Source organism: Enterobacter cloacae complex sp. AR_0002 (assembly GCF_001922365.1).
GTDB classification, from domain to species: Bacteria; Pseudomonadota; Gammaproteobacteria; order Enterobacterales; family Enterobacteriaceae; genus Enterobacter; species Enterobacter hormaechei_C.
The window spans coordinates 180,867-198,719 of sequence record NZ_CP018814.1; the positions used below are offsets into that span (position 1 = coordinate 180,867).

A 17,853-nucleotide genomic window follows, 5' to 3' on the forward strand; every position below is an offset into this window, starting at 1 on the left:
GGGAGAGGGCTGGGGTGAGGGCATCAGGCCGCACCTATATTATGAAGGCACAGAAGGTTAAATACCTGACTAAAACAGTCAAGTAAATAGTTGACCAATTTAGTCAGGAATGTCAGACTTGGCCCTGCTATGCAATACCCCCATTTTACAATAAAAAACCCCGGGCAGGGGCGAGTTTGAGGTTAAGTAAGACATGAGACTGACATCTAAAGGGCGTTATGCCGTGACCGCGATGCTGGACGTTGCGCTCAACTCCGAAGCGGGCCCGGTTCCGTTGGCTGATATTTCTGAACGACAAGGGATCTCCCTCTCTTACCTGGAACAGCTGTTCTCCAGACTGCGTAAAAATGGACTGGTGTCCAGCGTTCGTGGCCCGGGCGGCGGTTATCTGCTGGGTAAAGACGCGGGCAGTATTGCGGTTGGTGAAGTGATTAGCGCGGTTGACGAATCCGTTGACGCGACCCGTTGCCAGGGTAAAGGCGGCTGTCAGGGCGGCGATAAATGCCTGACCCACGCGCTGTGGCGCGATCTGAGCGACCGTCTGACCGGCTTCCTGAACAACATCACCCTCGGTGAGCTGGTGAATAACCAGGAAGTTCTGGATGTCTCTGGTCGTCAGCATAGTCAGGATTCACAGCGCAGCACCCGCACGCAGGACGCCATCGACGTTAAACTGCGCGCGTAATTAAAAAGATAAGTATTCAGAATCAGGCCGGGGTGGTCACACCCCGCGTACTCGGTCGTACATCCAGCCGGTTGCCTGATTCCTTGCATTGAAGCGATGTACGGAGTTTATAGAGCAATGAAATTACCGATTTATCTCGATTACTCCGCAACCACGCCGGTGGACCCGCGTGTTGCCGAGAAAATGATGCAGTGTCTGACCCTGGACGGAAACTTTGGTAACCCAGCTTCCCGTTCACACCGTTTTGGCTGGCATGCTGAAGAGGCGGTTGATATCGCCCGTAATCAGATTGCTGACCTGGTCGGTGCCGACCCGCGTGAAATTGTTTTCACCTCCGGTGCGACCGAATCCGACAACCTGGCGATTAAGGGTGCAGCCAACTTTTATCAGAAAAAAGGCAAGCACATCATCACCAGCAAAACCGAACACAAAGCCGTGCTGGACACCTGCCGTCAGCTGGAGCGTGAAGGGTTCGAAGTCACCTATCTGGCGCCACAGAGCAACGGCATTATCGATCTGAAAGAGCTCGAAGCGGCGATGCGTGATGACACCATTCTGGTCTCCATCATGCACGTCAACAACGAAATCGGCGTGGTACAAGACATCGCGACCATCGGCGAAATGTGCCGCGCGCGCGGTATCATCTACCACGTGGACGCGACCCAGAGCGTGGGCAAACTGCCTATCGACCTGAGCCAGCTGAAAGTGGACCTGATGTCCTTCTCCGGTCACAAAATCTATGGTCCGAAAGGTATCGGCGCGCTGTACGTTCGTCGTAAGCCACGTATCCGCATCGAAGCACAGATGCACGGCGGCGGTCACGAGCGCGGCATGCGTTCCGGTACGCTGCCTGTTCACCAGATCGTGGGCATGGGCGAAGCCTACCGCATTGCAAAAGAAGAGATGGAAACCGAGATGGCACGCCTGCGCACGCTGCGTAACCGTCTGTGGGACGGCGTGAAAGATATGGAAGAAGTGTATCTGAACGGCGATCTCGAGCAGGGCGCGCCGAACATCCTCAACGTCAGCTTCAACTATGTTGAAGGCGAGTCGCTGATCATGGCGCTGAAAGACCTGGCCGTTTCTTCCGGCTCTGCCTGTACCTCTGCAAGCCTGGAGCCATCCTACGTGCTGCGCGCGCTGGGTATGACTGACGAGCTGGCACACAGCTCTATCCGTTTCTCTTTAGGTCGTTTTACTACCGAAGAAGAGATTGACTACACCATCAAGCTGGTTCGTAACTCCATCGGCCGTCTGCGCGACCTTTCTCCACTGTGGGAAATGTTCAAGCAGGGCGTGGATCTGAACAGCATTGAATGGTCACATCACTAATCGGTACATAAGGAGAATTCAATCATGGCATACAGCGAAAAAGTCATCGATCATTACGAAAACCCGCGCAACGTTGGCTCTTTTGACAACAGCGACGAATCTGTTGGTAGCGGCATGGTCGGTGCACCAGCATGTGGCGACGTGATGAAGTTGCAGATCAAAGTCAACAATGAAGGTATCATTGAAGACGCGCGCTTCAAGACCTACGGCTGCGGTTCTGCTATCGCGTCCAGCTCCCTGGTCACCGAATGGGTGAAGGGCAAGTCTCTGGACGAAGCACAGGCAATCAAGAACACGGATATTGCTGAAGAACTCGAACTGCCGCCGGTGAAAATTCACTGCTCAATTCTGGCAGAAGACGCGATCAAAGCCGCCATTGCGGATTACAAAAGCAAACGTGAAGCAAAATAATTGAGGTTTGAGTATGTCGATTACCCTTAGCGACAGCGCTGCCGCGCGAGTAAGCTCTTTTCTGGCGAACCGTGGTAAAGGCTTTGGCCTGCGACTGGGCGTACGTACCTCCGGCTGTTCTGGTATGGCTTACGTACTGGAGTTTGTTGACGAACCGGCGTCTGATGACACCGTGTTTGAAGACAAGGGCGTGAAGGTGGTGGTCGATGGCAAAAGCCTGCAATTCCTCAACGGCACTCAGCTGGACTTCGTCAAAGAAGGCCTGAACGAAGGGTTCAAATTTACGAACCCGAACGTCAAAGACGAGTGTGGTTGCGGCGAAAGCTTCCACGTTTAACCGCGCGTCATCCGAAACCCCACCGTGGCGTTACCCGCTACGCGTGGGGTTTGTTCTGACAGGCTACCCCTGAGATTGTTATGGATTACTTCACTCTCTTCGGACTACCCGCTCAATACCCGATCGATCTCCAGGCGCTGACGGTCCGTTTTCAGGATCTCCAGCGTCAGTACCATCCGGATAAATTCGCCAGCGGGACGCAGGCAGAGCAACTGGCTGCGGTATCACACTCCGCCACCATCAACCAGGCCTGGCAAACGCTGCGTCATCCGCTGGCGCGTGCAGAATATCTGCTCTCGCTTCACGGTTTCGATCTGGCGAGCGAACAGCATACCGTGCGCGACGCCGCCTTTCTGATGGAACAACTGGAGCTGCGCGAAGAGCTGGATGAAATTGAACAGGCTAAAGACGAAGCGCGCCTGGAAAGCTTTATCACGCGCGTAAAGGGTATGTTCGATACCCGCCATCAGCAGATGGTGGAGCAACTGAACAACGAGACCTGGGACGTGGCGGCAGACACTGTGCGCAAACTCCGTTTTCTCGATAAACTGCGAAGCAGTGCTGAACAACTCGAAGAAAAGCTGCTCGATTTTTAATTTCGGAAGCAATTATGGCCTTATTACAAATTAGTGAGCCTGGCTTAAGTGCCGCACCGCACCAGCGTCGTCTGGCGGTCGGTATTGACCTGGGCACCACCAATTCCCTCGTGGCGACCGTGCGCAGCGGCCAGGCGGAAACGCTGGCTGACGAGCAGGGGCGCCATCTGCTGCCTTCCGTAGTCCACTACCAGCAGCAGGGTCACGCGGTCGGGTTTGATGCCCGCGCTAACGCCGCGCGCGATCCGGCCAATACCATCAGCTCGGTTAAGCGCATGATGGGCCGCTCGCTGGCTGATATCCAGACCCGTTACCCGCATCTGCCGTATCAGCTGCAGGCCAGTGAAAACGGCCTGCCGATGATTGCGACCGCGGCCGGTCTGCTGAACCCGATTCGTGTTTCTGCTGACATCCTCAAAGCGCTGGCGGAGCGTGCTACGGCCACGCTCGGCGGCGATCTGGACGGCGTGGTGATCACCGTTCCTGCCTACTTTGATGATGCACAGCGTCAGGGCACCAAAGACGCCGCGCGTCTGGCGGGCCTGCACGTGCTGCGTCTGCTGAACGAACCGACGGCGGCGGCGATTGCCTACGGCCTCGACTCCGGTCAGGAAGGGGTGATCGCGGTTTACGATCTCGGCGGCGGGACGTTCGATATCTCAATCCTGCGCCTTAGCCGCGGCGTGTTCGAAGTGCTGGCGACCGGCGGGGATTCCGCGCTCGGCGGCGATGACTTCGACCATCTGCTGGCAGATTACATCCGCGAGCAGGCGGGCATCAGCGATCGCAGCGATGCGCGCGTGCAGCGTGAACTGCTGGATGCGGCCATCGACGCCAAAATCGCCCTGAGCGATGCACAGTCCGTCAGCGTGAACGTCGCAGGCTGGCAGGGTGAGATTACCCGCGATCGGTTCAGAGAACTGATTGCGCCTCTGGTTAAGCGTACCCTGCTGGCCTGCCGTCGCGCATTGAAAGATGCGGGCGTTGAGGCTAACGAGGTGCTGGAAGTGGTCATGGTTGGCGGCTCAACCCGCGTGCCGCTGGTGCGCGAGCGCGTGGGCGAATTCTTTGGCCGCACGCCGTTGACCTCTATCGACCCGGACAAAGTGGTTGCCGTCGGCGCCGCTATCCAGGCCGATATTCTGGTTGGCAACAAGCCGGACAGCGAAATGCTGCTGCTGGACGTCATCCCGCTGTCTCTGGGTTTAGAAACCATGGGCGGCCTGGTGGAGAAAGTCATTCCGCGTAACACCACCATTCCGGTGGCGCGCGCGCAGGAGTTCACCACCTTCAAAGACGGCCAGACCGCGATGTCCATCCACGTGATGCAGGGCGAGCGTGAGCTGGTGCAGGACTGCCGCTCTCTGGCGCGCTTTGCGCTGCGCGGAATTCCAGCGCTGCCTGCGGGCGGGGCGCATATTCGCGTCACCTTCCAGGTGGATGCGGACGGCCTGCTGAGCGTCACGGCGATGGAAAAATCGACCGGTATCGAGTCGTCTATTCAGGTTAAGCCGTCCTACGGCCTGACCGATGGCGAAATCGCCTCCATGATTCAGGACTCAATGAGCTACGCCGAGCAGGATGTGAAGGCGCGTATGCTGGCGGAACAAAAAGTTGAAGCCGCACGCGTGCTGGAAAGCCTGAACGGGGCGCTCGCTGCCGATGCCGCGCTGTTAAGCGCCGCTGAGCGCCAGGTGATTGACGACGCTGCCGCGCGCTTAAGCGCCGTGGCCGAAGGCAATGACGCTGACGCGATAGAAGAAGCCATTAAAAACGTTGATAAACAAACCCAGGACTTCGCTGCTCGCCGCATGGACAAATCTGTCCGCGTCGCGCTGAAAGGCCAGTCCGTGGACGAGGTTTAATATGCCAAAGATTGTAATTTTGCCTCATGCGGACCTCTGTCCGGATGGTGCTGTTCTGGAAGCGAAGACCGGTGAAACCATTCTCGATGTAGCCCTGCGTGCAGGTATCGAAGTGGAACACGCCTGTGAAAAATCCTGTGCCTGCACCACCTGCCACTGCATCGTGCGTGAAGGTTTCGACTCTCTCGCCGAGAGCACCGAAGACGAAGACGACATGCTGGACAAAGCATGGGGTCTGGAGCCAGACAGCCGCTTAAGCTGCCAGGCCGCGGTGACCGATGAAGATCTGGTCGTGGAGTTCCCACGCTACACCATCAACCACGCACGCGAGCACTAATATGGGACTGAAGTGGACAGACAGCCGTGAAATCGGCGAAGCGCTCTACGACGCGAACCCGGATCTCGATCCGAAGACCGTACGATTCACCGACATGCACCAGTGGATCTGCGATTTAGAGGATTTCGACGACGATCCAAACGCATCCAATGAAAAAATTCTGGAGGCGATTCTGTTAGTCTGGTTAGATGAAGCAGAATAAATAACAAAACGGGCTGCCTTCAGGCGGCCCGTTTGCTAGTTGCTAATAAGGATAAATAAAATGACCGAAGCGATGAAGATTACGCTCTCGAATCAGCCTGCCGACGCGCGCTGGGGCGAGAAAGCCACCTACAGCATTAATAACGACGGCATTACCCTGCACCTGACGGGCAACGATGATTTGGGCCTGATCCAGCGCGCCGCGCGTAAGATTGACGGCCTTGGCATTAAGCATGTGTCGCTGGAAGGGGAAGGTTGGGACACCGACCGCAGCTGGGCGTTCTGGGCAGGCTACAAAGGGCCGAAAGGCACCCGTAAAATTGAGTGGGCGAACCTCGACGAAGCCGGTCAGAAAGAGCTGGAAAGCCGCCTGAACATTATCGACTGGGTGCGCGACACCATTAACGCACCGGCGGAAGAGCTGGGGCCGGAACAGCTGGCGCAGCGCGCCGTTGACCTGCTGTGCGGTGTGGCGGGCGAAAAGATGTCCTACCGCATCACTAAAGGGGAAGACCTGCGCGAGCAGAACTACATGGGTATCCACACCGTGGGCCGTGGCTCAGAGCGTCCTCCGGTCCTGCTGGCGCTGGATTACAACCCAACCGGCGACAAAGAAGCCCCGGTCTTTGCCTGTCTGGTCGGGAAAGGCATCACCTTCGACACCGGCGGCTACAGCCTGAAGCAGAGCGCATTCATGGACTCCATGAAGTCCGACATGGGCGGCGCGGCGACCATTACCGGCGCGCTGGCCTTCGCCATCACCCGTGGCCTGAACAAGCGCGTGAAGCTCTACCTGTGCTGCGCGGACAACATGGTGAGCGGCAACGCCTTCAAGCTGGGCGACATCATTCGCTACCGCAACGGTAAAAACGTTGAGGTGATGAACACCGACGCCGAAGGCCGTCTGGTGCTGGCCGATGGCCTGATCGACGCCTCTGCGCAGAAGCCGGAGCTGATTATCGACATGGCGACCCTGACCGGCGCGGCGAAAACTGCCCTGGGTAATGACTATCACGCCCTGTTCAGCTTCGACGACAAGCTGGCCGCTCGCCTGCTGGCCAGCGCGGCGGCGGAAAACGAACCGTTCTGGCGTCTGCCGCTGGCCGAGTTCCACCGCAGCCAGCTGCCGTCTAACTTCGCCGAGCTGAACAACACCGCGAGCGCAGCGTACCCGGCGGGGGCAAGCACCGCAGCAGGCTTCCTGTCTCACTTCGTTGAGAACTACCATGAAGGCTGGCTGCACATTGACTGCTCCGCAACCTACCGTAAAGCGGCGGTTGAGCAGTGGTCTGCGGGTGCGACCGGTCTGGGCGTGCGTACCGTAGCGAACCTGCTGACGGCTGAGTAATGCTCTTTGCCCTCACCCTAACCCTCTCCCCATGGGAGAGGGCAGGGGTGAGGGGGAAATTCGACATCTGGAATTGTTATGTCAGAAACCAAAAACGAATTAGAAACCCTGTTGGAGCAGGCGGCGACCGAGCCCGCCCACCGTCCGGCCTTTTTCCGCACGCTGCTGGAATCCACCGTCTGGGTGCCGGGCACCGCAGCGGAAGGGGAGCAGGTTGTCGAAGACAGCGCGCTGGATCTGCTGCACTGGGAGAAAGACGACGGCACGTCGGTGATCCCGTTCTTTACCTCGCTCGAGGCCTTGCAGGAAGCGGTAGAAGACGAACAGGCGTTCGTGGTGATGCCGGTGCGCACGTTGTTCGAAATGACCCTGGGGCAGACGCTGTTCCTCAACGCCAAACTGCCGACCGGGAAAGAGTTTACTCCGCGCGAAATCAGCCACCTGATTGGTGACGAGGGCAACCCGCTCAGCACTCAGGAGGTGCTGGAAGGGGGCGAAACGCTGCTGCTGTCTGAAGTGGCCGAGCCGCCCGCGCAGATGATTGACTCCCTGACCACGCTGTTTAAAACCATCAAGCCGGTAAAACGCGCGTTTCTCTGCTCCATCAAAGAGAGCGCTGACGAAAAGCCTGTTCTGCTGATAGGGATTGAGGCCGACGGCGATATCGACGAGATCATCCAGGCGGCGGGAAGCGTGGCGACCGACACCCTGCCGGGCGATGAGCCGATTGATATCTGTCAGGTGAAGAAAGGTGAGAAGGGGATCAGCCACTTTATTACCGAGCACATCACCCCGTTCTACGAGCGTCGCTGGGGCGGCTTCCTGCGCGATCTTAAGACCAACCGCATTATCTGATTACAGCGGGGTGATCTTCACCCCGTTGCTTCCAGCAGCAGTAAATCCATCAGCAGCACCAGATTCGACTCAAACGACGTCACACCTGCGGCTTCGGCGGCGAAATGTACCGCTTCGTCATAGAGAGCAAAATGCACGTCCGCCATACCCGCCAGCGTATTGGCCGACGCGCGGGTAAACGCGACGATCGTCATGCCGACGTTTTTGGCGATCCGCGCTTTATCCAGTACCTGCTCCGTTTCGCCGCTGCGTGAAACGGCAATAAACACCTGATAGCGCGCGGCGTTGCTGAGAAAAATATTCCGGCTGTCTCCCGGCCCGGAGATGAACGCCGTTTTTCCTAGCACCTGCAACTTCTTGGTCAGGTACTCGGCAAAAAGGTACGAAAACCCGGCGCCGTAGAGAAAGAAGCTCTCTTTCTGGCGCAGCAGGCTGGCAAACTGCTGGCGTTTGTCCTGAGTGACCCACTGGAAGGTCTGCTGATAGTTGGCAACGAACCGGGTAAAAAGCGCGGGCATTTCCGCATGTTGCTCAGGCTGTACGGTGATATGCGGCGTGTCAGAAAGCAACTGCTTGCAGTGCCAGATAAACTCGCTAAAGCCGCTAAACCCCAGCTTCTGGCACAGCCGCATAATCGTCGCGGTAGAGACAAATGTCGCCTGCGCCAGCTCGCGCACCGTGATGTTGCCCACCAGCAATGGATGCTCAGTGAGGTGGGCGAGGACGCGATACTCCGCGCGGGTCAGCGACGACCCGCGCGTTAACAGCGTTGCCAGGCGGTTATCCATTATTTCGCCGGTTCAACCGGCAGATCGTCTCGTGCACCCCATTCACTCCAGGCGCCGTCGTACAGGGTCACGTCATTTGCGCCAAGGGTTGCCAGCGCCAGGATCACCACGCAGGCCGTTACGCCGGAGCCGCAGCTTGCAATAACCGGACGATGCAAATCCACGCCCTGACGTTCAAAAATGGCACGCAATTCATCGGTGGTTTTCAGCTCGCCTTCAAACACCAGATCGCCCCACGGCACGTTCAGCGCCCCCGGGATATGTCCTCGTTTCAGTCCCGGTCGCGGCTCGTCCGCTTCTGCGTTGAAACGTGGAGCGGGACGCGCATCGACGATTTGCGCCGTGTTTTCGTGGCTCACGACCAGCACGTCGGTCAGGCGCTTGACCACGTTAGCGTCAAACGTGGCATCAAACTCCCCTTCCGGCAGCGTGACGTCACCCTGCTGAAGCGGTAGTTCGTCGCGCTTCCAGCCTGCAAGTCCGCCCGCCAGAATCGATACCTTTTCCACGCCGAAGTTTTTCAGCATCCACCACGCTCGCGGCGCGGAAAACAGATTACCTTCATCGTAAACAACAAGATGTTTATCTTTGCTGATGCCCAGCTCGCGCATCGCCACGGAAAACGCTTCCGGGCGAGGCAGCATGTGCGGCAGGGGAGAGGTGTGATCGGAGAGGGCTTCGATATCAAAAAATACCGCGCCAGGCAGGTGCCCTGCCCGGTATTCAGCGGGAACGTCACGATGCTCCTGGCCCGGAGGGGCCATGCGCGCGTCGATAATCTGAACTTCCGGGTCGTCGCCGTGCTCAATCAGCCAGTCGGCAGCGACAAAATATGAGGTGGACATGGTTGCCTCCATTCTTTTCCGTAAAAAAGGATTGTCGGTGTTTTTTCTGACACCGACAAGCTAACCACGTTCAACTCGCGAGCAAGCCCCTATTTTTTCACCGCTTCACCGTCCTGCCAGGCCTTTTGCAGCGCAGGCCAGTAGTCGCGGTTGGCTTCGATCATCTCATCCAGAATCGCTTTCGCGTGCTCCATGGTTGGCACGGTGCGGTTCAGAGTGAACGCCTGCAACGCTTTCTCGTAGCTGCCTTCGATGGTTGCCTCAACCAGCAGCTGTTCAGAGGCCAGCTGCTGTTGCAGGAGCGTCTGGTGGAACAGCGGCACCTGACCCACGCGGACAGGCTCCGGCCCTTCGGAAGTGATATAGGCAGGCACTTCCACCACCGCATCGTACGGCAGGTTGGTAATCGCCCCGCGGTTTTCCACCATCACCAGATGGCGTTGGCGCAGGTTGAATGCCAGCGAGCAGGCGACATCGACGATAAATTCGCCGTGAACACCTACGTGGAAGGCGTCCGGTAAGATCCCGCTGCGCTGGTACTCTTCGGCGGCGGCGAACAGCTTTTTCTCGCGCCCGTTCATCACTTCGTTGGCGCGGGTATAGTCCGGGTTTTGATGCTCCACAATCTGGTTTGGCATCAGGTAGTACTGTAGATACGGGTTCGGCAGGTACTCCGGGAAGTTATCCATAATCGGCTTGATGTTGCGCCAGGTTTTCACCCATGACGGATCGGAATGCTGCGGGTCGGTTTTTGCGGCATCTTCCGTCAGCAGGCCAAACTTCGCGATATGCTTACGCAGCGCCGGGAGCTTGTCTTCGCCGTCCACCAGCACGCGGGTAAACCAGCCGAAGTGGTTTAGGCCAAAATAGTCCACCTCCAGTTTATGACGATCCACGCCCAGAATGGCACCCATATTGCGCATCGCGGCAACCGGCATATCGCAGATGTTCAGCACGCGTGCGTTGGGGCGCAGGCGACGCACACCCTCAGCGACAATCGCCGCCGGGTTGGAGTAGTTCACGATCCAGGCTTTCTCGTGCGCGTAGCGATCGACCAGATCGATAAGCTCCACCATCGGCAGGATCGTGCGCAGGCCGTAGGCCAGCCCGCCGGGGCCGCAGGTTTCCTGGCCCACCACCCCGTGGCGCAGCGGAATTTTTTCATCCTGCTCGCGCATCTTGTACTGCCCGACGCGCATCTGGGCGAAGACAAAATGCGCGCCGCTAAAGGCCACTTCTGGGTCACTGGTGACGGTAAATGTGATGCACTGACTGTGGTCGCGAATGACCTTCTCGACGACCGGCGCAATGGTGTTCTGGCGCGCCTCGTCGATATCGTACAGGCGAATTTCGGCCAGCGGGAAATCCTGCAGGCGCACCATCAGGCTTTTCACAATGCCCGGCGTGTAGGTGCTGCCGCCGCCGGCAATCGACAGAATGAATGGGGGTGTAAACATCTTTAGCTCCTTTCAGAGAAACGTCTCAACGGCTTCTCGCATTTTTTTGACATGCAGCCCGTAGACCACCTGAACGTTGTTACCTTGTTTGATTATCCCTTTCGCGCCGGTCGCTTTCAGGCGCGGTTCGTCGATGATGGCGACGTCCTTCACCGTGACGCGTAAGCGGGTGTAGCAGTTATCCACTACCTCTATATTTTCCCGACCGCCCAGACCCACAACGATCGATTCGCCCAGCCCGTCGTTATTGCCCTTCGCCTGGTACTCCTGCTTGCTGTAAAGGCGTGTCTCCTGGTCCTCATCTTCACGCCCCGGCGTTTTCATGTTGAAGCGCAGGATCAGGAAGCGGAATACCACGAAATAAAGAGCGAACATGATCAGCCCGACCACGATGTACATGGGCCAGTTGGACTTCTCCGTGCCGAGCGGCAGGTTGTAGAGGATGAAATCGATAATCCCGTTGGCGCCGATGGCGTGAACGCCAAACAGCGAGAACAGCATCATGCCGATACCGGTCAGCACCGCATGCACCACGAACAGCAGCGGGGCGACAAACAGGAAGGAGAACTCAATCGGCTCGGTTACGCCGACCAGCAGCGAGGTCAGCGCCGCCGGGATCAGAATCGCTTTCGCCGCCGCTTTACGCTCTGGCCTGGCGGTCATATACATCGCCAGCGCCGCGGCAGGCAGGCCAAACATTTTGCTGATGCCGCGCGCATCCCACACCACGGTACTGCTGAGCTGCTTCACGTCCGGGCAGGCCATCTCGGCGAAGTAGATATTGCGCGCGCCCTGGTAAGCCGTACCGCACACCTCCTGCGTACCGCCCAGTTCGGTATACAGGAACGGCGTATAGACCAGATGATGCAGGCCCGTCGGCACCAGAATGCGTTCAAGGAAACCGTAGATCGCCACGCCAAACGGACCGGACCCTTTGATCGCCAGCGCCAGGGCGCTTATTCCATGCTGTGCGTACGGCCAGAGTTCGCTCATGATCACGCCGAGCAGCATAGAGACAGGCAGCATTACAATCGCGACAAAGCAGTGGCCGGAGTAAATCGCCATCGCGCCGTTAAACTGGACACCGGAATATTTGTTGTACAGATAACCGGAGAGCGCCCCGGTCAGGATCCCGGCGAAAACGCCCATTTCCAGCACCTGGACGCCCAGCACCATGCTTTGTCCGGCGGCTTTCATCTGTTCCGCAGGAGCCAGTTCCCCCTGAAGCTGTAACGTCACGTTCATGGCATTGATAAACACGATAAAAGTTACCAGCCCAATCAGCGCCGCGTAGCCTTTGTCTCGGGTTGCCAGTCCAATGGGGATCCCAACGGCAAACACCAGCGCCAGGTTGACCAGCACCGACACGGCAGACTTGGCGATCAGCTGGCCGACACTCTGGATCAGCGGGTGGCCGAGAAACGGCAGGTACTCGGCCAGATTGCCGTTACCCAGCACATTCCCAAAGGCGATAAACAGGCCAACGATGGGTAAGATAAGTACAGGTCCGTAAAGTGATTTTCCGAAATTTTGTAGGGCGTTCACGGCTCGTTTCATGGCTTTCTCTCTTATTGAACCGCGCACTCGGGGTGCGTCATGGACATAAAACTAGCAGGCCTGATGCGAACTTATCCAGCTATCTTCTTGTTTTAAAAACAAATGACGTGAAAGGTAACATGTGACGTTATGCGCTGTGATCGCCGTTCCATCACGGTGTGGCTGCGTGATGCCATTCTGCGAGGTGCTTTCCAGATTATAAAATTGGACTTTTTGTATTAACGAAACTTGCGGATAATACTTATCCGGACGATGACCAACAGGCCCCTCAGGCCAGGGACACAGGATGAAACCGTTTCGCTTAGCTGCGATCTCTCTCGCGCTGCTCACCACCTTTACGCTTGTCGGCTGTGATAACAGCGACGACAAACCTCAGGCCGCTGCCCCCGCAGCGTCTACTGCATCAGAAAAGAAAACCCCGGCAACACCGGATCCTGAAAAGCTGGCTAAGCTGGCCGCGCAGAGTCAGGGTAAGGCGTTGACGCTGCTGGATGCCTCGGAAGTGCAACTCGACGGCGCCGCGACGCTGGTTCTGACCTTCTCTGTACCGCTGGATCCCAGCCAGGATTTTGCGAAAACGGTACATGTGGTGGATAAAAAAAGCGGCAAAGTGGACGGCGCCTGGGAACTGGCCCCCAATCTGAAAGAGCTGCGCCTGCGCCATCTGGAGCCGAATCGTAATCTGGTTGTCACCGTCGAACGTGATTTGCTGGCGCTGAACAAAGCGACATTCGGCATTGACTATGAAAAAGCGATCACCACCCGGGATGTTGAACCGACGGTCGGATTCGCCAGCCGCGGATCGCTGCTGCCGGGTAAAGTGGTGGAAGGGTTGCCGGTGATGGCGCTCAACGTCAACAATGTGGACGTGAACTTCTACCGCGTTAAGCCGGAGTCGCTGGCCTCGTTTGTCAGCCAGTGGGAGTACCGTAACTCGCTGACCAACTGGGAATCTGACAATCTGCTGAAGATGGCGGAACTGGTCTACACCGGCCGTTTCGACCTCAATCCGGCGCGCAACACGCGTGAAAAACTGCTCCTGCCGCTCAAAGATATTAAGCCGCTCCAGCAGTCTGGCGTCTATATCGCCGTGATGAATCAGGCTGGTCACTATAACTACAGTAACGCCGCGACGCTCTTTACCTTAAGTGATATTGGGCTGTCCGCTCACCGTTATCATAACCGCCTGGACATCTTCACCCAGAGTCTTGAAAACGGTGCGGCGCAGTCAGGCGTGACCATTACCCTTCTGAACGATAAAGGGCAGACTCTGGCCGAGGCGAACAGCGACGCCGATGGTCATGCGAAACTGGAAACCGATAAAGAAGCCGCGCTGATCCTGGCCAGTAAAGATGGCCAGACCACGCTTCTTGATCTCAAACTTCCGGCGCTGGATCTGGCGGAGTTTGATATCGCCGGTAACCCGGGTTACAGCAAACAGTTCTTTATGTTTGGCCCGCGCGATCTCTATCGTCCGGGTGAAACGGTGATCCTTAACGGCCTGCTTCGCGACAGCGATGGCAAACCGCTTCCCGATCAACCGGTAAAACTTGACGTGCTGCGTCCGGACGGACAGGTGGCGCGTACGGTCGTTGTGCAACCTGAGAATGGCCTTTATCGCTTCAACTATTCGCTTGATAGCGGCGCCCAGACCGGCATGTGGCATATTCGCGCGAATACGGGGGATAACCAGCAGCGCATGTGGGATTTCCACGTCGAAGATTTTATGCCTGAGCGCATGGCGCTCAACCTGAGTGGACAAAAAACGCCGGTTTCACCGCAGGATAACGTCGACTTTAACGTGGTCGGCTATTACCTGTACGGCGCGCCAGCTAACGGCAATTCTCTGCAAGGCCAGCTTTTCCTGCGTCCGCTACGTGACGCGGTGCCTGCGCTGCCTGGCTTCCAGTTCGGTGATATTGCCGAGGAGAACCTGAGCCGCAGCCTGGATGAAGTGCAGCTTACGCTGGACGAACAGGGGCGCGGACAGGTTACCACCGAAAGCCAGTGGAAAGAGGCGCACTCGCCGCTGCAACTGATTTTGCAGGCCAGCCTGCTGGAATCAGGTGGGCGTCCGGTAACGCGACGCGCTGAGCAGGCTATCTGGCCGGCGGCTGAGCTGCCGGGTATTCGCCCTCAGTTCGCCAGCAAGGCGGTTTACGACTACCGCACCGATACTACCGTCAACCAGCCGATCGTCGACGAGAACGGCAACGCCAGCTTCGACATCGTCTATGCCGATGCCAGCGGAGCCAAAAAGGCCGTTTCCGGATTACAGGTACGACTGATTCGCGAGCGTCGTGACTACTTCTGGAACTGGTCCGAGAGTGAGGGCTGGCAGTCTCAGTTTGATCAAAAAGATCTGGTTGAGGGCGAGCAGGAGCTAAACCTCAAGGCCGATGAAACCGGTAAAGTCACCTTCCCGGTGGAGTGGGGCTCATACCGTCTGGAAGTGAAAGCCCCTGATGACATGGTCAGCAGCGTGCGCTTCTGGGCAGGCTACAGCTGGCAGGATAACAGCGACGGCACCGGGGCCGCGCGCCCTGACCGCGTGACGCTGAAACTGGATAAGCCATCCTATCAGCCAGGCGATACCATCCAACTGCACATCGCCGCGCCGGCCGCAGGCAAGGGCTATGCGATGATCGAGTCCAGTGAAGGGCCGCTGTGGTGGAAAGAGATCGACGTACCGGCTAACGGTCTGGATCTCGCTATCCCGGTCGACAAGGCCTGGAAACGTCACGATCTCTATCTCAGCACGCTGGTGGTTCGTCCTGGCGATAAATCAAAATCCGCCACGCCAAAACGGGCGGTTGGCCTGCTGCATCTGCCAATGGGGGACGAAAATCGTCGCCTGAACATCGCACTGGATAACCCGCAAAAAATGCGTCCGAACCAGACGCTTTCTGTGAAAGTGAAAGCCAGCGTAAAAGAGGGGGCTGTGCCACAGAAGGTGAACGTGCTGGTCTCGGCTGTCGATAGCGGCGTGCTGAACATTACCGACTACGTCACGCCGGATCCGTGGCAAGCTTTCTTCGGTCAGAAGCGCTATGGCGCGGACATCTATGATGTTTACGGCCAGGTGATTGAAGGTCAGGGACGTCTGGCCGCACTGCGCTTTGGCGGAGACGGCGATGAACTGAAACGCGGCGGTAAGCCACCGGTGAACCATGTCACCATTATTGCCCAGCAGGCGCAGCCGGTTACGCTTGATGCCAACGGCGAAGGCACCATCACGCTGCCGATTGGCGATTTCAACGGTGAACTGCGTCTGATGGCGCAGGCCTGGACGGAAGACGATTTTGGCAGCAGCGAAAGCGAAATCATTGTGGCGGCTCCGATTATCACCGAGCTTAACACGCCGCGGTTCCTCGCAAGTGGCGATACCTCCCGCCTGACGCTGGACCTGACTAACCTGACTGACCAGCCGCAAACGCTGAGCATTACGTTAACCGCAGCCGGTAAGTTGTCGCTCGAAGGTGCTCAGCCAGAGCCGGTTAAGCTGCCGCCTGGCGCACGTAGCACCCTGTTTATACCGGTGCGTGCCCTGGAGGGCTATGGCGATGGGGAAGTGACTGCTCAGGTGACGGGCCTTCAGCTCCCAGGTGAGACGTTTGCGCCGCAGCAGAAGAGCTGGAAAATTGGCGTGCGTCCCGCATTCCCGGCGCAAACCGTGAATACGGGCACGATGCTGAATCCTGGCGAATCCTGGAGTGCGCCAGCACAGCATATCGACGGTTTCTCGCCTGCCACGCTACAGGGGCAGCTGTTGCTCAGCGGTAAACCACCTTTGAACCTGGCGCGCTACATACGTGAACTTCAGGCCTATCCGTATGGATGTCTTGAGCAGACCACCAGCGGCCTGTTCCCGTCCCTCTACACCAACGCGGCACAGCTGAAGGCACTGGGCATTAAAGGCGATACCGACGATAAACGCCGTGCGGCCATTGATATCGGGATCTCCCGTCTGCTGCAAATGCAGCGTGACGATGGCGGTTTTGCCTTGTGGGATAAAAACGGCCCGGAAGAGTACTGGCTGACCGCCTATGTCACGGACTTCCTGGTGCGGGCAGGGGAGCAGGGTTACAGCGTGCCTGCCGAGGCGGTGAATAACGCCAACAGCCGACTGCTGCGCTATTTACAGGATCCGGGCATGATGTCCATCCGCTACAGCGACGACACCCAGGCCAGCAAATTTGCTGTCCAGGCGTATGCTTCGCTGGTGCTGGCGCGTCAGCAAAAAGCGCCGCTCGGTGCGCTGCGTGAAATCTGGGAGCGCCACGCTCAGGCTGCTTCCGGGCTTCCGTTGATGCAGCTGGGCATGGCACTCAAACTGATGGGGGATGCACCGCGCAGCCAGCAGGCGCTGGATCTGGCTCTCAAAACACCCCGTAACGACAGCCGAAACTGGATGGCGGATTACGGCAGCCAGCTGCGTGATAATGCCCTGATGCTCTCCCTGCTGGAAGAGTACAAGCTGCTGCCGGATGCGCAAAACAGGCTGCTGAACGCGTTATCTGAAGACGCGTTCAGCCAGCGCTGGCTGTCTACCCAGGAGAGCAATGCGCTGTTCCTGGCCGGACGATCACTGCAAACCTTGTCAGGTGCGTGGCAGGCAACGACCTCTCTCTCTGAACAGACCCAGAGCAGTGATAAAGCGCAGGTAGAAAACCTGAACGGCGATCAGATTGGTGCGTTGAAGATGACGAATACCGGCACTACGCCGCTGTGGGTACGACTGGACACTACTGGCTATCCGGAGTATGCGCCTCAGCCATCCTCTAATGTCTTGCAGATTGAACGTCATATCCTGGCGACAGACGGCAGCAGCAAGTCGCTCTCTTCTCTGAAGAGCGGTGAACTGGTTCTGGTATGGCTGGAAGTGAAGGCCAGCCAGAACGTGCCGGATGCGCTGGTGGTGGATCTGCTCCCGGCAGGTCTGGAGCTGGAAAACCAGAATCTGGCGAGCAGCAGCGCCAGCTTGCAGGACAGCGGCAGTGAAGTGCAAAACCTGCTGAATCAGATGCAACAGTCTGATATTCAGCACATGGAATTCCGCGACGATCGCTTTGTGGCCGCGGTGCCGGTCAATGAAGGTCAGCCGGTCACGCTGGTTTACCTGGCCCGTGCCGTTACGCCGGGAACCTACCAGGTGCCTGTTCCGATGGTCGAGTCCATGTACGTTCCGCAGTGGCGGGCAACGGGGGCGGCCAGTGGCCCGCTGATCGTTGTTCCGTAA

The 17,853-nt window shown here is 57.8% G+C and carries 15 protein-coding genes; 11 read left to right on the top strand and 4 right to left on the bottom strand.

From position 1 onward, the window contains the following. Positions 1–193 precede the first annotated feature (193 nt). The 10 genes from iscR (at position 194) to sseB (ending at position 7,967) form a co-directional block, all read left to right on the top strand. Entirely contained in the window at positions 194–685 is a 492-nt protein-coding gene (gene iscR, locus AM329_RS01060) for a Fe-S cluster assembly transcriptional regulator IscR (protein ID WP_003860665.1), read from the top strand. Positions 686–802: 117 nt separating this feature from the next. After that, a complete protein-coding gene (iscS, locus tag AM329_RS01065) occupies positions 803–2,017 on the top strand; it encodes a cysteine desulfurase (RefSeq protein WP_003860663.1) in 1,215 nt (404 codons plus the stop codon). A gap of 24 nt (positions 2,018–2,041) precedes the next feature. Continuing rightward, entirely contained in the window at positions 2,042–2,428 is a 387-nt protein-coding gene (iscU, locus tag AM329_RS01070) for a Fe-S cluster assembly scaffold IscU (RefSeq protein WP_003860661.1), read from the top strand. Between the two features lie 13 nt (positions 2,429–2,441). Beyond that, on the top strand, positions 2,442–2,765 hold the full coding sequence (gene iscA, locus AM329_RS01075) for an iron-sulfur cluster assembly protein IscA (protein ID WP_003860659.1): 324 nt from the start codon (positions 2,442–2,444) through the stop codon (positions 2,763–2,765). An 80-nt stretch (positions 2,766–2,845) separates the two neighbouring features. Beyond that, complete coding sequence (hscB, locus tag AM329_RS01080) at positions 2,846–3,361, top strand: co-chaperone HscB (RefSeq protein WP_032609855.1); 516 nt, start codon at positions 2,846–2,848, stop codon at positions 3,359–3,361. A 14-nt stretch (positions 3,362–3,375) separates the two neighbouring features. Beyond that, on the top strand, positions 3,376–5,226 hold the full coding sequence (gene hscA / locus AM329_RS01085) for a Fe-S protein assembly chaperone HscA (protein WP_032609854.1): 1,851 nt from the start codon (positions 3,376–3,378) through the stop codon (positions 5,224–5,226). Between the two features lies 1 nt (position 5,227). Next, on the top strand, positions 5,228–5,563 hold the full coding sequence (gene fdx / locus AM329_RS01090; protein ID WP_003860652.1) for an ISC system 2Fe-2S type ferredoxin: 336 nt from the start codon (positions 5,228–5,230) through the stop codon (positions 5,561–5,563). Position 5,564: 1 nt separating this feature from the next. Further along, positions 5,565–5,765 (top strand): Fe-S cluster assembly protein IscX, encoded by a 201-nt coding sequence (gene iscX / locus AM329_RS01095; RefSeq protein WP_003860650.1) that lies wholly within the window; start codon positions 5,565–5,567, stop codon positions 5,763–5,765. A gap of 60 nt (positions 5,766–5,825) precedes the next feature. Next, on the top strand, positions 5,826–7,112 hold the full coding sequence (gene pepB, locus AM329_RS01100) for an aminopeptidase PepB (protein WP_003860647.1): 1,287 nt from the start codon (positions 5,826–5,828) through the stop codon (positions 7,110–7,112). A 78-nt stretch (positions 7,113–7,190) separates the two neighbouring features. Beyond that, positions 7,191–7,967, top strand: a complete 777-nt coding sequence (gene sseB / locus AM329_RS01105; RefSeq protein ID WP_023325069.1) for an enhanced serine sensitivity protein SseB — start codon at positions 7,191–7,193, stop codon at positions 7,965–7,967. A 17-nt stretch (positions 7,968–7,984) separates the two neighbouring features. Here sseB and AM329_RS01110 read toward each other — a convergent pair whose 3' ends face one another. The 4 genes from AM329_RS01110 to AM329_RS01125 all read right to left on the bottom strand — a co-directional run bounded on the left by AM329_RS01110 (position 7,985) and on the right by AM329_RS01125 (position 12,614). Beyond that, positions 7,985–8,755, bottom strand: a complete 771-nt coding sequence (locus AM329_RS01110) for a MurR/RpiR family transcriptional regulator (RefSeq protein WP_015572161.1) — start codon at positions 8,753–8,755, stop codon at positions 7,985–7,987. Further along, positions 8,755–9,600, bottom strand: a complete 846-nt coding sequence (gene sseA, locus AM329_RS01115; RefSeq protein ID WP_017383536.1) for a 3-mercaptopyruvate sulfurtransferase — start codon at positions 9,598–9,600, stop codon at positions 8,755–8,757. The genes AM329_RS01110 and sseA overlap by 1 nt, the downstream gene beginning before the upstream one ends. A gap of 89 nt (positions 9,601–9,689) precedes the next feature. Next, complete coding sequence (locus AM329_RS01120) at positions 9,690–11,057, bottom strand: 6-phospho-alpha-glucosidase (RefSeq protein WP_032609851.1); 1,368 nt, start codon at positions 11,055–11,057, stop codon at positions 9,690–9,692. A 12-nt stretch (positions 11,058–11,069) separates the two neighbouring features. Then, positions 11,070–12,614, bottom strand: a complete 1,545-nt coding sequence (locus AM329_RS01125; protein WP_032609849.1) for a PTS transporter subunit EIIC — start codon at positions 12,612–12,614, stop codon at positions 11,070–11,072. Between the two features lie 286 nt (positions 12,615–12,900). Between AM329_RS01125 and AM329_RS01130 the strand changes: the two genes are divergently transcribed. Next, positions 12,901–17,853: an alpha-2-macroglobulin gene (locus AM329_RS01130; RefSeq protein ID WP_032609847.1), complete on the top strand. Its 4,953-nt coding sequence runs from the start codon at positions 12,901–12,903 to the stop codon at positions 17,851–17,853.